Annotated in this window: 12 protein-coding genes; 11 read left to right on the top strand and 1 reads right to left on the bottom strand. The window is 60.5% G+C overall.

The genetic code is table 11. The features are described from left to right. Positions 1 to 6 precede the first annotated feature (6 nt). The 8 genes from ispH (at position 7) to KJY40_RS10580 (ending at position 9,706) form a co-directional block, all read left to right on the top strand. The gene (ispH, locus tag KJY40_RS10615; RefSeq protein ID WP_230736621.1) at positions 7 to 936 is read left to right on the top strand and encodes a 4-hydroxy-3-methylbut-2-enyl diphosphate reductase; all 930 of its coding nucleotides are present in this window, start codon (positions 7 to 9) and stop codon (positions 934 to 936) included. 20 nt (positions 937 to 956) lie between these two features. Further along, the gene (locus KJY40_RS10610) at positions 957 to 1,964 is read left to right on the top strand and encodes a terpene synthase family protein (protein WP_230736619.1); all 1,008 of its coding nucleotides are present in this window, start codon (positions 957 to 959) and stop codon (positions 1,962 to 1,964) included. 251 nt (positions 1,965 to 2,215) lie between these two features. Continuing rightward, positions 2,216 to 4,036 carry a 1-deoxy-D-xylulose-5-phosphate synthase gene (gene dxs, locus KJY40_RS10605; RefSeq protein ID WP_230736617.1) on the top strand — a complete coding sequence of 607 codons (1,821 nt, stop codon included), beginning with the start codon at positions 2,216 to 2,218 and terminating at the stop codon, positions 4,034 to 4,036. Positions 4,037 to 4,106: 70 nt separating this feature from the next. Continuing rightward, positions 4,107 to 5,393 carry a flavodoxin-dependent (E)-4-hydroxy-3-methylbut-2-enyl-diphosphate synthase gene (gene ispG, locus KJY40_RS10600; protein ID WP_230736615.1) on the top strand — a complete coding sequence of 429 codons (1,287 nt, stop codon included), beginning with the start codon at positions 4,107 to 4,109 and terminating at the stop codon, positions 5,391 to 5,393. 82 nt (positions 5,394 to 5,475) lie between these two features. Continuing rightward, positions 5,476 to 6,276, top strand: a complete 801-nt coding sequence (locus KJY40_RS10595; protein ID WP_230736613.1) for a glucose 1-dehydrogenase — start codon at positions 5,476 to 5,478, stop codon at positions 6,274 to 6,276. Beyond that, a complete protein-coding gene (locus KJY40_RS10590) occupies positions 6,269 to 8,098 on the top strand; it encodes a glycoside hydrolase family 15 protein (protein WP_230736610.1) in 1,830 nt (609 codons plus the stop codon). Before KJY40_RS10595 ends, KJY40_RS10590 begins: the two co-directional genes overlap by 8 nt. A 308-nt stretch (positions 8,099 to 8,406) precedes the next feature. Continuing rightward, positions 8,407 to 8,796 (top strand): hypothetical protein, encoded by a 390-nt coding sequence (locus KJY40_RS10585; protein WP_230736608.1) that lies wholly within the window; start codon positions 8,407 to 8,409, stop codon positions 8,794 to 8,796. A gap of 10 nt (positions 8,797 to 8,806) precedes the next feature. Then, complete coding sequence (locus tag KJY40_RS10580) at positions 8,807 to 9,706, top strand: alpha/beta fold hydrolase (RefSeq protein ID WP_230736606.1); 900 nt, start codon at positions 8,807 to 8,809, stop codon at positions 9,704 to 9,706. Here KJY40_RS10580 and KJY40_RS10575 read toward each other — a convergent pair. Continuing rightward, on the bottom strand, positions 9,675 to 10,658 hold the full coding sequence (locus KJY40_RS10575) for a GlxA family transcriptional regulator (RefSeq protein WP_230736605.1): 984 nt from the start codon (positions 10,656 to 10,658) through the stop codon (positions 9,675 to 9,677). The two genes, KJY40_RS10580 and KJY40_RS10575, sit on opposite strands and share 32 nt — an antisense overlap. Before the next feature lie 90 nt (positions 10,659 to 10,748). Between KJY40_RS10575 and inhA the strand changes: the two genes are divergently transcribed. The 3 genes from inhA to KJY40_RS10560 all read left to right on the top strand — a co-directional run bounded on the left by inhA (position 10,749) and on the right by KJY40_RS10560 (position 14,061). After that, complete coding sequence (gene inhA / locus KJY40_RS10570; RefSeq protein WP_230736603.1) at positions 10,749 to 11,435, top strand: isonitrile hydratase; 687 nt, start codon at positions 10,749 to 10,751, stop codon at positions 11,433 to 11,435. A 166-nt stretch (positions 11,436 to 11,601) separates the two neighbouring features. Then, a complete protein-coding gene (locus KJY40_RS10565) occupies positions 11,602 to 12,393 on the top strand; it encodes a CPBP family intramembrane glutamic endopeptidase (RefSeq protein WP_230736601.1) in 792 nt (263 codons plus the stop codon). 102 nt (positions 12,394 to 12,495) lie between these two features. Further along, positions 12,496 to 14,061: a methyl-accepting chemotaxis protein gene (locus KJY40_RS10560; protein ID WP_064594745.1), complete on the top strand. Its 1,566-nt coding sequence runs from the start codon at positions 12,496 to 12,498 to the stop codon at positions 14,059 to 14,061. The last annotated feature ends 14 nt before the right edge of the window (positions 14,062 to 14,075 follow it).

The raw sequence follows: 14,075 nt of genomic DNA, 5'->3' as shown, positions 1-14,075 counted from the left end.
TTTCAAATGAAAGTATTGCTCGCCAATCCCCGTGGTTTCTGTGCCGGTGTAGTTCGTGCCATTGACACCGTGGAGCAGGCACTCAAGCAGTTCGGTGCACCGGTCTTCGTCCGGCACGAGATTGTGCATAACGCTCATGTGGTGCAGGACCTGCGGGAAAAAGGCGCCATATTCGTGGATGAGCTCGATCAGGTACCGGAAAATGCCGTGACCATTTTCAGCGCCCACGGTGTAAGCCAGGCCGTCGAGCTCCACGCCGTTCAACGTCACCTGCAGGTGGTGGATGCCACCTGCCCCCTGGTGAAAAAAGTGCATCTTCAGGGGCGCCAATATGCGGCAGCGGGTTACCACGTGATTCTGATCGGTGAACCGGCTCACCCTGAGGTCCTGGGTACGCAAGGGCAAATCCCCGCCACTGTCAGCGTGATATCGACACCCGATGAGGTGGCGACGCTGGATCTTCCACCTGACAGCCCAGTGGCCTACATCTCCCAGACCACGCTCAGCGTCGACGATACGTACGCGGTCATCCAGGCCCTCAAGCAGCGTTACCCGCAGATTCTCGGCCCGGAAGTCCGGGATATCTGCTACGCGGTGCAAAACCGCCAGAGAGCAGTGCGCGCGCTGTGTGATCAGGTTGATGTGATGTTGATTGTCGGCAGTGATAAAAGCGCCAACGCCGCAACGCTGCGAAACATCGCGGCGCAGACGGGGATCCCGAGTTACCTGATCGCCGACGCCACGAGTCTGCGAGAGCATTGGTTCAACAAGCATTCAGTGATCGGCTTGAGCGCAGCCGCATCGACGCCGGAAGTCCTCGTACAGGGCGTTATCAACGCGCTGTCAAAGCTGGCCGAACTGCAAGTGATCGATCTGCCGAGTCACGAGGAGCGAGTGCAATTTCGCCTGCCCGACGGACTCATTGCCCACCTCTGAAACAGAAACGGGAACACACCATGAACCAGCCGAAGATTGCCCCACCGCCACGTAGCGCCACCCCACCCTTTGTCGTGCGTACTCTGTTTTGCCCACCCCCCACGCGCATCGACGAGCCGCTGGGTCAAGAAGTCAACGAACGCCTGATGGCGTGGATATCTAGCGTGGGAATCTTCGCCGGCAAAGAGGAAAAAGTCCGTGCCAGCGACTTTGGTCGCTATGCAATGCTATGCCATGCCGATACGGATGATCCGGATCGCCTGTTACTCGCGGCGCAATGCTTTGCCGCGTTGTTTGCGGTGGACGATCACTATTGCGACGATCTATCGCTTGGCGGTAGCCCTGAGAAAGTGGCCGAAAGACTGTCTTTCGCGATAACCGGGATCGACCCGGCCTATTTGCCTCATCCGTTCAATGAAGAGCTCACACAGCAGCAGATGTGCGACCCCGTGATCAGGGGATTGCTGGCTTACATGAAACGGGTCAACCAGTTCTGCACGCCCTCACAAGTCGCCCGGGTGCGACAGATCACAATCGCCATGTTCGTCACCATGGCCGCGGAAGGCCCTTGGCGCCTCTACGGCACCCAACCCACCGTCGCTGAATACCTGGCCAGTCGACAGGTCAACAGTTTCTGGCCTTGCCAGGCGCTGATCGATTCCATTGGCGGCTACCAAGTCCCGGCCAACACGTATTCCCTTCCAGACTTTCACCACATCAGCGCACTGGCCTCGCTGGCGACCACTTTGGTCAACGATCTGTATTCCGCCTACAAGGAACACTTGAACGAAACCGGAGACTTCAAGCTGCCTTACCTGCTGGCAACCAGGCACAAGTGTTCGCTTCAAGAGGCAATCGACCTGGCGGCCGATATCCATGACGCAGTGATGGAAGAATACGAGGCCCTGCATAGATCACTGAAGAAAGGCACGCGCTCGCCGGTATTGCGGCGCTACCTCACGGGTTTGAGAACATGGATTGGCGGCAATCTGGAGTGGCATAAAAACAGTGCGCGTTACCATGTCTGATGCCGCGCAACCCTGCTGTTCCGACAGCCCCTCGACACCTTTGGAGCACCGCAAACAGGCATCGCCAAATTCGCAGCTGACCCTGACAAAACAGTCTTAAAACAGATTGGTAGCCACTCGGTACAAGAACTATTTTTATCAAAGTGTAATGGTCTGCAATTCTCTAGATTGTCTGGTCAGCATTAACGCCAAGTAGCGAAGACGTTATGGATGTCCTGCCATGGACTCGTTATTTATGCAGGCCGACAATCATGTTTGATCTACTCAACACCATAGACAGCCCTGCCGATCTGCGTGCGCTGCATGCTCAGGTACTCGGTCCGCTGGCTGATGAACTGCGCACTTTTATCCTGCACAGCGTGTCGAAGTCCGGCGGTCATCTATCGGCCAATCTGGGCACGGTGGAATTGGCCATCGCGCTGCATTACGTCTTCGATACACCGGATGATCGAATTGTCTGGGATGTCGGTCACCAAGCCTACGCTCACAAAATCCTCACCGGACGACGCGAAGCCATGGGCAATATTCGCCAGCAGGGAGGTGTCTCGGGGTTTCCTCGGCGCTGCGAATCCGAGTACGACACTTTCGGCACTGCCCATTCCAGCACTTCCATTTCTGCTGCGCTGGGGATGGCGGTGGCCGCTCGAAATCAGGCCCACCGACGCCACTGTGTGGCGGTAATCGGCGATGGCGCATTGACCGGCGGGATGGCCTATGAAGCGTTGAACAATGCCGGTCGATACCAGGACCTGCCGCTGCTGGTCATCTTCAACGACAACGAAATGTCGATCTCCCCATCGGTGGGAGCGCTACGGCGGCACTTTGCCGAGCTGCGCGCAGGTCACTGCGACGCGATGCTGTTCAAGTCTTTGGGCTTTAGCTACACCGGCCCCATCGATGGCCACAATCTTGATGTGCTGGTACCGGCATTGATCGCGTTGAAACAATGTCGAGGTCCGCAGTTGCTGCACATCGTCACGCAAAAGGGCCACGGCTACTCACCCGCAGCCATTGACCCCGTGCTTTATCACGCGCCTGGGAAATTCGATCCGGCACATGGCGTCGTTCCCACCGTCATCGGCAAGCCCACCTATACACAGGTGTTCAGTCAATGGATCTGCGATGAAGCCGCCCTCGATCCGAGGATCATCGCCATCACCCCGGCGATGCGCGAGGGATCCGGACTGGTGGAGTTTGAAAAACGTTTCCCGGACCGTTTTTTCGATGTCGAAATCGCCGAGCAACATGCACTGACCTTTGCCGCAGGTGCTGCGGTCGATGGGCTCAAACCGGTCGTCGCGATCTATTCCACGTTTATGCAACGCGCCTACGATCAACTGATACACGACATCGCGATCCAGAACCTGCCCGTGCTGTTCGCGATCGATCGGGCCGGCGTTGTCGGTGGTGACGGCGCCACGCACACCGGTGCGTTCGATATTGCTTTTCTGCGCTGCATACCGAACCTGACGGTGATGACCCCGGCTGACGAAAACGAGTGCCGGCAACTGTTGCACACGGCCCTTCAACTCCACGGCCCGTGTGCGGTGCGTTATCCACGCGGGCAAGGACGTGGAGTAACCGCCTCGTCATTGCACAGCTTGCCGGTGGGGCGCGGTCAGATTTGCCGAGTCACACGTCGACCTGTGGGTGCTCGCCTCGCACTGTTGGCGTTCGGATCGATGGTGGCACCGGCTCTCGAAGTCGCCGGAGTGTTAGACGCCACCGTTGCGAACATGCGGTTCATCAAACCACTCGACCACCATCTGATCGAACAGCTGGCCCGGGACAATGATGTGCTGGTGACACTGGAAGAAGGATGTGTAATGGGCGGTGTCGGTTCAGCGTGCCTGGAACATCTGGCGTCAACCGGTCATTTTCCGCCAGTGCTGCAATTGGGCTTCAACGACGAATTCATTGAGCATGGAACCCCCGAGCAGGTTCTGGAAATGTGCGGTCTCGATGCAGCCGGCATCCTGCACTCGATAACCGCTTTCTTGTGCTCACTCGATATGAAGTCCTCTACAACGTGTTCCGCGATCAATGCCGTAACTTTGCGGTCCCGCCAATGAATTGAAAGGTCAGCGCATTCTTCGCCTGAGGCAAGCTGATCTTCTATCAATAACCCACCTGGAACGCGCCATGGGTAATCCGATTAAACGACGTAGAACCCATCAAGTCAGCATCGGGCACATTACCGTCGGCAGCGAAGCGCCCATCGTCGTTCAGGCTATGACTGACACCGACACTGCAAATGCGTTGGCCACTGCACGTCAGGTCGAAAGCCTGGCCATCGCCGGCGCCGAACTGGTGCGGATCACAGTCAATGGCCACGCGGCTGCGGCACAAGTAGCCCGGATCCGTGAGTGGCTGGATCAGCGTCAGATATACGTGCCGCTGGTGGGCGATTTTCATTTCAACGGTCACCGCTTGTTAGCCGATTACCCTGATTGCGCTCAGGCGCTGAGCAAGTACCGAATCAACCCCGGCAACGTCGGCAGGGGCGCGAGACGTGACGAGCAATTCTGCAAAATGATTGAGGTCGCTTGCCGCTACGACAAACCAGTGAGAATCGGCGTCAACTGGGGCAGCCTGGACCCTGATCTGCTGGCACGAATGATGGATGTCAACGCGACCAGTCGCCTACCGCTGGACGCCAAAGCTGTAATGCGAGAAGCGTTGGTCGTTTCGGCTCTGGAAAATGCCCAGCGGGCCATCGATGTCGGTCTGCCCGCAAATCGAATTGTGTTATCGGCGAAAGTCAGTCACGTGCAGGATCTGATCGCGGTCTATCGCAATCTTGCCGCTCGCTGCGAGTTTCCGTTGCACCTTGGATTGACCGAAGCCGGCATGGGCTCAAAGGGAGTCGTCGCTTCCGCCACCGCGCTGGCAGTGCTGTTACAAGAAGGCATTGGCGACACACTGCGTATTTCCCTGACTCCCGAACCCAAGGGTGACCGCACGCGCGAGGTCAATGTCGCCCAACAGATTTTGCAAGCCATGTCCCTTCGAGCATTCGCACCTTCCGTGGTTGCCTGCCCGGGCTGTGGCCGCACCACCAGCAGCCTCTTTCAAGAACTGGCACAGCAGATCGACGTTTTTCTCCAGTCGCGACTGCCCGTGTGGAGGACACAGTTTCCGGGGGTCGAAACACTGCAGGTTGCCGTCATGGGCTGCGTCGTCAACGGCCCGGGTGAGAGTCGGTTGGCGGACATCGGCATCTCGTTGCCGGGCGCGGGCGAACACCCCTCTGCCCCGGTTTATATGGACGGTGAACGCGTATCAACGTTGAAGGGCTCACACATCGCGCCAGAATTCTGCGAACTTCTGGAAGCCTATGTCGCGAGCCGTTTTGGTAATGACCCGCATTCCAAAGCAAAGCTATTGGCATTATTGGACCCGCTTATTGCCAAGAGTCTGCGGGAATGATGAAGATTTGCGCCCCACCTGAACTCTGGTCGCTGCCCAAAGGTCAGTCTGATTAGACTCTCCGATCAAGGCGCGACCCTGCATGCAGATTTCCCTCGCCCGCCAAGTGGCTCTTGTCACCGGCGCCAGTTCCGGCATCGGCCACGGCGCCGCCAAAGCCCTGGCCGCTGCCGGTGCCGCCGTGGTCATCAACTACAACCGCCAGGCCGAGCCCGCCGAAGCGCTGGCCCGACAGATCGTCGCCGACGGTGGCCGGGCCATCGCCATCGGCGCCGACGTTTCGAAGGAAGAAGACGTTGAGCGACTGTTCCAGCAGACCCTCGACGCCTTCGGCACACTGGACATTCTGGTGGCCAACTCCGGCCTGCAAAAAGACGCGGCGGCGGTGGATATGTCGCTGGCCGACTGGAACGCGGTGATCGGCGTCAACCTCACCGGCCAGTTCCTCTGCGCCCGCGCCGCGTTGCGGATCTTCAATCGCCAGGGCGTGCGCGAAGGCGTGTCCCGGGCTGCCGGCAAAATCATTCACATGAGCTCCGTGCACCAGCGCATTCCCTGGGCCGGGCATGTGAACTATGCGGCGTCCAAGGGCGGCGTCGATCAGTTGATGCAGACCTTGGCCCAGGAAGTCAGCCACCAGCGCATCCGCATCAACGGCATCGCGCCGGGGGCGATCCGCACGGCGATCAATAAGGACGCCACCGAGGGCGACGCCGGCCAGGCCCTGCTCAAACTCATCCCTTACGGACGCATCGGCGATGTCGAGGACGTGGCCAACGCGGTGGTGTTTCTCGCCTCCGATGCCTCCGACTACATCGTCGGCACCACCCTGTTCATCGACGGCGGCATGAGCCTCTATCCGGAGTTCCGTGGCAATGGCTGAGCATCATCCCGAACGACAAAGCCCCATCGACGCCCACGGCATCATCGGCGACATGCGCAGTGCCGCGCTGGTCAATGACAAGGGCAGCGTGGATTTCTTCTGCTGGCCGGAGTTCGACAGCCCGTCGATCTTCTGTTCGCTGCTGGACACACCCGACGCGGGGATTTTCCAGCTGGCCCCGGACCTGCCCGATGCCCGGCGCGAACAGATTTACCTGCCGGACACCAACGTCCTGCAAACCCGCTGGCTCAGCGACCATGCCGTGGTGGAAATCACCGATCTGCTGCCCATCGGCGACAACGACGATACCTTGCCGCTGTTGATGCGCCGGGTGCGCGTGGTCAGCGGGCAGGCGACATTTCATCTGCGCTGCGCGGTTCGGCATGACTACGCCCGCGCTGAAACCCGCGCCGCCATCGATAAAAAGGACGTGCTGTTCAGCGCCAGCGGACAGCCGACATTGCGGCTGGCCTCGGATCAAACCTTGAGCGTCGATCAGGATGCAGCGGTCGGGAAATTCACCCTCAAACAGGATCAGACGGCGGCATTCATGCTCGGCGCCAGCGACGATCCACGCTTTGCCGAAGGCGCCGCGCAGCTGTGCATCGAACGCACGCTGAAGTTCTGGCGCGACTGGATTGGCCAGTCCAACTATCGCGGTCGCTGGCGGGAAATGGTCAACCGCTCGGCCCTGGCCCTGAAGCTGCTGACCTCACGCCAGCACGGCGCAATCCTCGCCGCCGCCACCTTCGGCCTGCCGGAAACACCCGGCGGCGAACGCAACTGGGACTATCGCTACACCTGGATCCGCGACGCCTCGTTCACCGTTTACGCCTTCATGCGCCTGGGCTTTGTCGACGAAGCCAATGCCTACATGCGCTGGCTGCGCGGGCGGGTCAGCGATTGCAGCGGCCAGTCGTCGATGAAGCTGAACATCCTCTATGCGATCGACGGCCGCCAGGAACTGCCGGAAACCGAACTCACGCATCTATCCGGACACGGCGGCGCGAAACCGGTACGGATCGGCAATGGCGCCTACGACCAGATTCAACTGGATATCTTCGGCGAACTGATGGACGCCGTTTATCTGGTCAACAAATACGGCGACGCGATTTCCCACGAAGGCTGGAAACACGTGATGGAAGTGGTCGATCAGGTCTGTGAGACCTGGCAGACCAAGGATGTAGGCATCTGGGAAATGCGCGGTGAGCAACATCACTTTCTGCATTCACGGCTGATGTGCTGGGTGGCGCTGGACCGGGCAATCCGCCTGGCCTCGAAACGCTCGCTGCCGGCGCCCTTCGCCCGTTGGGACCAGACCCGTCAGGCGATTCATGCCGACATCTGGGACAACTTCTGGAATGAAGAGCGCGGGCATTTTGTGCAGTACCAGGGCGGTACTGCGCTGGATGGCTCAATGTTGCTGATGCCGCTGGTGCGATTTGTCAGTGCCAAGGATCCGAAATGGCTGGCGACGCTGGAAGCCATCGAAAAACACTTGGTGCGTGACGGCATGGTTTATCGCTATCGCAACGACGAAGCGGGTATCGACGGATTGTCCGGCACCGAAGGCGCCTTCGCCGCGTGTTCATTCTGGTACGTGGAATGTCTGGCCCGCGCCGGGCAAGTAGAAAAGGCCCACCTGGAATTCGAACAATTGCTGCGCTACGCCAATCCGCTGGGGTTGTACGCGGAGGAATTCGACAACCGTGGCCGGCATCTGGGCAACACGCCACAGGCATTGACACACCTGGCGCTGATCAGCGCGGCGAGCTTTCTGGATCGCAAGTTGAGTGGGGAGAAGAATTACTGGCAGCCCTAGTCATCCTTCTTCGCCAGTGCCTGTAAGAAAGATCTCAACTCCGATCGCCGTTTGTAGGATGACTACCTACGAACGGCAAACACCTCCGAGCCTTGCGGTTGAAGGGCTGGCCCACACAATCGATTCCTTTCGATACAACTTGTTGATGGCACGGCCTACAAAAACCTGCCAATCCCGTGTAACGCTTGGCCCGCAACTCGCACTTACACCCCGAAATACCTTGTTGCCAGCTGTTACATCCCCCCCTACCATCCACCGCAACGGGCACAGCGGAGCTGTCCAATAAAAACCCGATTCAAGGAACCAGAATGAGCCAACGCATCCACCGCCAGATCGACACCCCACTGCGCACCGGCCTGAAGCGCGACGAACTGTGGGAAGCCGCCGACAAGGGCCTGATCAAATGCTGGGAAATCGGCCGCCAGCGCGCCGCCCGCTTCCCCGACCTAGCCCAACGTTGCAGCGCCGATGAACTGCCGGTGCTGGGCTGGAAAGGCGGGGTCAGTCGCAGTCTGAAGAAAAACGAAAAATACGGATCGCTGAAATACCTCGCCCAGTGGCAAGGCTTGCGTGGGGAAGATCTGGATATTGACCTGGGTGCCGAACGGGTCATGACCTGCTCGCGGACGAAAATGGTGGTGACGTTTACGCCGGACCGCAGCAAGTATTTCAATCAGGTGGCGGAAACTGAAACTTGAGGGATTTCGTATGACCCAAGCCGTGATGCAGTTTTGCAAGACTGAAAGTCTGACCATCGGCTATGAGCATCACGGCCCGGAAAACGGCACGCCGGTCATCCTCCTTCACGGCTTCCCCTACTCCCCCCGCGCCTACGACGAAATTGCCCCGCCACTCGCCGCCAAGGGTTATCGGGTGATCGTGCCGTACCTGCGTGGTTACGGCCCGACCCGTTTCAACAGCCCGGACACGCTGCGTTCCGGCCAGCAAGCGGCGCTGGCGCAGGATCTGCTGGAGCTGATGGATGCGCTGAGTATCGAGCAAGCGACGTTGTGTGGTTACGACTGGGGCGGTCGGGCGGCGTGCATTGTGGCGGCGTTGTATCCCGAGCGGGTGCGCGGATTGGTCACCGGCGATGGCTACAACCTGCAAGACATTCCGAATTCGATCCAGCCGCTGGACCCGCAGAGCGAGCATCGCTACTGGTATCAGTACTACTTCCACACGCCCCGTGGCGTTGAAGGGCTGACGCAGAATCGTCGGGCGCTGTGCGAGCTGCTGTGGCAGTTGTGGTCGCCGACCTGGGCGCGGAACGCCGAGCGCTTTCCGCTGAGCGCGCCGGCGTTCGACAACCCGGATTTCGTCGAGGTGGTGATTCACTCTTATCGCCATCGCTTCATGTACGCGCCGGGCGATCCGGCGCTGGAAGGGATGGAGCAGGCGCTGGAAAAACAACCGGCGATCAGCGTTCCGACGATATCGCTGTGCGGTGCCGATGATGGCGTTGGCCCGGCGCCGGAAGACGATGAAGATGCGCACCACTTCACAGGGATTTACGAGCGGCGGGTGCTGGCGGGTGTCGGGCATAACATTCCGGAAGAGGCGCCGGGCGAAACGCTCAAGGCATTACTGGATCTGCTCCAGCGCTGACCGAAAACCGCTCCCGATACGCCTGCGGCGTCACGCCCATGGCCCGCAGGAAACTGCGTCTCAACGTCTCTTCACTGCCAAATCCACAATTGGCCGCGACCCGTTTGATCGGCAGTCCGGTATCGCTCAGCAACCGGCGCGCGGTTTCAACGCGGATCAGTTCGATGGCGCGAGCCGGGGTCTGGCCGGTGTCGGCGCGGTAGTGGCGCACGAAGCTGCGCTCGCTCATGCCGGCCTGTTCGGCGAGGGTCGGGATGCCCAGGTCGCAGGTCAGGTGTTCGGCGATCCACGCGTGTAAATCATCGAAGCGGTTGCCCTGTTTTTGCAGTGACAGCGTCACGCTGAATTGCGATTGCCCGCCCGGGCGCTTGAGGAACACCACCAGTTGTCGGGCGACGTCCAGGGCCATGTCGCGGCCGAGGTCCTCTTCGACCATGGCCAGTGCCAGGTCGATGCCGGCGGTGACGCCCGCCGAGGTCCAGACCGGGCCGTCGTTGATGAAAATCGGATTCGGCTCGACCTGCAAGCGCGGGTGCTGCTGCGCCAGTTGCTCGCAGCGAGTCCAGTGAGTGACGACCCGGCGTCCGTCGAGCCAGCCACTGGCGGCCAGCAGAAATGCGCCGGTGCAGACCGAAGCCACGCGCCGGCAGCCGTTCGCGTGTTCACGCACCCAACTCACTAACTCGACATCTTCGGCAGCGGCGTAGACGCCCCAGCCGCCGGCAATGATCAGCGTATCGCTGGGCTGTTTCGGCAACGGTTCGGCCAGCATTGCCAACCCGGCCGAAGAGCTCACCGCCCCGCTACCGCTGGCGATGACCGTTGGCGCATAGGGCGCAGGCAAACCCTGCTGGCGGGCGATGTCGTTGGCCGAGGCGAAGACCTGCAACGGCCCGGTGACATCGAGCAGTTGCACATTGGCGAACGCGAGGACGTGGATGGTTTTCGGCATTTGGCGTAATTCGTGGGCTGATTGGCGTATGCGCCAAAACCTACGCGCCTACAGTGAAGCCGTCTACCCCCCTTTTCACGGAGAAGAACCATGGCGTTGCAGATCGGTTTTCTGTTGTTTCCCCAAGTGCAGCAACTCGACCTGACCGGCCCGTATGACGTGCTGGCCTCGTTGCCGGACGTGCAGGTGCATCTGATCTGGAAGGATCTGGTGCCGGTCACCGCCAGCACCGAGCTGGTGCTGAAACCGACCACAACTTTCGACGACTGCCCCGCTCTGGATGTGATCTGCGTACCCGGCGGCGCGGGCGTTGGACCGTTGATGGAAGATGAGCAGACGCTGGCGTTCATCAAGGCCCAAGCGGCGCAGGCGCGTTACGTGACGTCGGTGTGCACCGGTTCGCTGGTGCTTGGGGCGGCGGGTCTGTTGCAAGGTAAACGGGCGACCACGCACTGGGCCTATCACGATCTGCTGCCGACACTGGGCGCGATCCCGGTAAAGGATCGGGTGGTGCGTGACGGCAATCTGTTTACCGGGGGCGGCATCACGGCCGGGATCGATTTTGCCCTGACCCTGGCGCAGGAACTGGTGGGTGTCGATACGGCGCAACTGGTGCAGTTGCAGCTGGAATATGCACCGGCGCCGCCGTTTGATTCGGGCAGCCCGGACACGGCGCCGAGTGCCGTTGTTGAAGAAGCCCGCAAGCGTGCAGCGCCTTCGCTGAAACTGCGCACGGAAATCACCGAGCGTGCGGCGGCAAAGCTCAACCTGCGCTGATCTCCCGCCAAACACAAAACCCTGTGGGAGCAAGCCCGCTCCCACATCGGGTTTGTGTATGAATTCGGATTCACGCGCTGTCCCCACATCCCGCCTCAACTTCACTTGTCCCCTCGCCCCCACCCGTGTAGAAAGCCTGTCCACAAATCGTGCACAAGGACTTTCCATGACAGCTCTGCCATGGCTCTATCTCGGGCTTCTCAGCCTTGGTTACGGATTGGCGCTGAGTTTCGGCCAGCTCGGCTGGCTGGCGCTGATCTCCATTGCACTGCTGGTTTTCGCCGGTTACGCCGTGCGCCAGCAAACCGTGCCGGTCGGGCGTTATCTCGGCCATGGCCTGTTTATCGTGCTGGCTCTGGCGCTGGCCCTGCACTGGCTGCCGGGCTTCTACAACGGCCGGGCCATCGAGCCGCAGCGCTTCACCGACAACGCCGTTCCGTTCTCGATGTACCTGAATCTCGACAAACCGCTGATTGGCTTCTGGCTGCTGCTGGTCTGCCCGTGGATCGTCGCGCGTCGTTCGTTGCGCCTGACGGTTTACGCCACCGCGCTGGCACTGACGTTGAGTGTGATTCTGGCGCTGGGCGGTGCGGTGTTGCTGGGCATGATCACCTGGGCGCCGAAATGGCCGGATCAGGCGTGGCTGTGGGTGCTGAACAATCTGCTGCTGGTGACGCTGGTCGAAGAAGCGCTGTTTCGCGGCTATATCCAGGGCGGCCTCAGTCGGCGTTTCCAACACCTGCCCTACGGCGACAACCTCGCGCTGCTGCTGGCGTCCCTGCTGTTCGGCCTGGTGCATGTGGGCGCCGGCTGGCAGTGGGTGTTGCTGGCGAGCCTGGCGGGTGTCGGCTATGGTCTGGCCTACCGTTTTGGCGGGCTCGGTGCGGCGATCGCCACGCATTTTGGCCTGAACCTGCTGCATTTCGGGCTGTTCACCTATCCGATGCTCGCGGGTTGAAGCAAGGGCCGTTTTGCGACGCCGTACTTATAAATGAAAAAAAATTTCAATAAATGGCCGACCCCGCCGACAACCTTTCAAAGCCTTGCGGATTGAAAAACCATGCGTAATAACCAGCCCATTACACAACGCGAACGGACTTTCCCGGCTCAGCAACGGTTGATTTCCACAACCGACGCCAAGGGCGTGATCACCTACTGCAACGACGCTTTCGTCGAAATCAGCGGGTTTTCGCGTGAGGAACTGATCCGTGCGCCGCACAACCTGGTTCGTCACCCCGACGTCCCGGCTGCGGTGTTTTCGCACATGTGGGGCACACTGAAACAAGGCTTGCCATGGATGGGCATTGTCAAGAATCGCTGCAAGACCGGTGATCATTACTGGGTGAACGCCTATGTAACGCCGGTGTTCGATGGCAATCAGGTGGTCGGTTACGAGTCGGTGCGGGTCAAACCCACCGCCGAACAGATCCGCCGTGCCGAAGCGCTCTACCAACGCATCAACCAGGGCAAGTCGGCGATTCCTTCGAGCGACAAATGGCTGCCGATCGTGCAGGACTGGCTGCCGTTCATTCTGGTCAGCCAGTTGAGCTTCATGATCGGCGCCACCCTGAACTCGCAGTGGGGCTTCGCCCTCGCCGCCGGTCTGTCGGTGCCGCTGGGCCTGCTGGGCCTGCAATGGCAACAACGCGGGCTCAAGCGCCTGCTGCGTCTGGCCGAGCAGACCACCTCCGACCCGTTGATCGCGCAGATGTACACCGACAGCCGTGGCGCCCAGGCGCGTCTGGAGATGTCGATCCTCAGCCAGGAGGCGCGCCTGAAAACCTGCCTGACCCGTCTGCAGGACACCGCCGAGCACCTGACCGATCAGGCCAAGCAGTCCGACGCCCTGGCACACAACAGCTCCAGCGGTCTGGAACGTCAGCGCGTGGAAACCGAACAGGTCGCCACCGCCGTCAACCAGATGGCCGCCACCACGCAAGAAGTGGCGAGCCACGTCCAGCGCACCGCCGACGCCACCCAGGAAGCCAACCGCCTGACCGGTCGCGGCCGCGACATCGCCGGCGAAACCCGCGAAGCTATCCAGCGCCTGTCGGTCGTCGTCGGCGAAACCGGCCTGACCGTGACCCAACTGGCCAAGGACAGCGACGAAATCGGCGGCGTAGTCGACGTGATCAAAGGCATCGCCGACCAGACCAACCTGCTCGCCCTCAACGCTGCAATTGAAGCCGCCCGCGCTGGCGAAATGGGCCGCGGTTTTGCCGTGGTCGCCGACGAAGTCCGCCAACTGGCGCAGCGCACCAGCGAATCCACCGGCCAGATCCACGCCCTGATCGCCAAGCTGCAACAGACTGCCTCCAGCGCCGTACAAACCATGGAAGCCGGCCATCGCCAGGCGGAAGAAGGTGTGGCGCGGGTACTGGAAGCGGATCAGGCCCTGGTCGGCATCAGCGAAGCGGTGGCCAACATCACCGACATGACCACCCAGATCGCCGCCGCGACCGAAGAGCAAAGTGCCGTGGCTGAAGAAATCAGCCGCAACATCAGCAACATCTCGGAACTGGCGGACCAGACCTCGGAACAGGCGCATAACTCAGCGTTGCTGAGTGAAGAGCTGACCAAGACTGCCAACACGCAATACTCGTTGGTGGAGCGGTTTAATCGCTGATTGATCCGCGATAC

The sequence above is a fragment of the Pseudomonas fitomaticsae genome, from assembly GCF_021018765.1.
Classification (GTDB): Bacteria; Pseudomonadota; Gammaproteobacteria; order Pseudomonadales; family Pseudomonadaceae; genus Aquipseudomonas; species Aquipseudomonas fitomaticsae.
This window is presented reverse-complemented; position numbering and strand designations above follow the sequence as displayed.

What these genes read in the sequence shown, in the direction of transcription:
- KJY40_RS10565 (WP_230736601.1), top strand. Translation starts at nt 11,602, where the DNA reads ATGACAGCTCTGCCATGGCTCTATCTCGGGCTTCTCAGCCTTGGTTAC.
- KJY40_RS10575 (WP_230736605.1), bottom strand. Translation starts at nt 10,658, where the DNA reads ATGCCGAAAACCATCCACGTCCTCGCGTTCGCCAATGTGCAACTGCTC.
- ispH (WP_230736621.1), top strand. Translation starts at nt 7, where the DNA reads ATGAAAGTATTGCTCGCCAATCCCCGTGGTTTCTGTGCCGGTGTAGTT.
- ispG (WP_230736615.1), top strand. Translation starts at nt 4,107, where the DNA reads ATGGGTAATCCGATTAAACGACGTAGAACCCATCAAGTCAGCATCGGG.
- dxs (WP_230736617.1), top strand. Translation starts at nt 2,216, where the DNA reads ATGTTTGATCTACTCAACACCATAGACAGCCCTGCCGATCTGCGTGCG.
- KJY40_RS10610 (WP_230736619.1), top strand. Translation starts at nt 957, where the DNA reads ATGAACCAGCCGAAGATTGCCCCACCGCCACGTAGCGCCACCCCACCC.
- KJY40_RS10595 (WP_230736613.1), top strand. Translation starts at nt 5,476, where the DNA reads ATGCAGATTTCCCTCGCCCGCCAAGTGGCTCTTGTCACCGGCGCCAGT.
- KJY40_RS10585 (WP_230736608.1), top strand. Translation starts at nt 8,407, where the DNA reads ATGAGCCAACGCATCCACCGCCAGATCGACACCCCACTGCGCACCGGC.
- KJY40_RS10560 (WP_064594745.1), top strand. Translation starts at nt 12,496, where the DNA reads ATGCGTAATAACCAGCCCATTACACAACGCGAACGGACTTTCCCGGCT.
- KJY40_RS10580 (WP_230736606.1), top strand. Translation starts at nt 8,807, where the DNA reads ATGACCCAAGCCGTGATGCAGTTTTGCAAGACTGAAAGTCTGACCATC.
- KJY40_RS10590 (WP_230736610.1), top strand. Translation starts at nt 6,269, where the DNA reads ATGGCTGAGCATCATCCCGAACGACAAAGCCCCATCGACGCCCACGGC.
- inhA (WP_230736603.1), top strand. Translation starts at nt 10,749, where the DNA reads ATGGCGTTGCAGATCGGTTTTCTGTTGTTTCCCCAAGTGCAGCAACTC.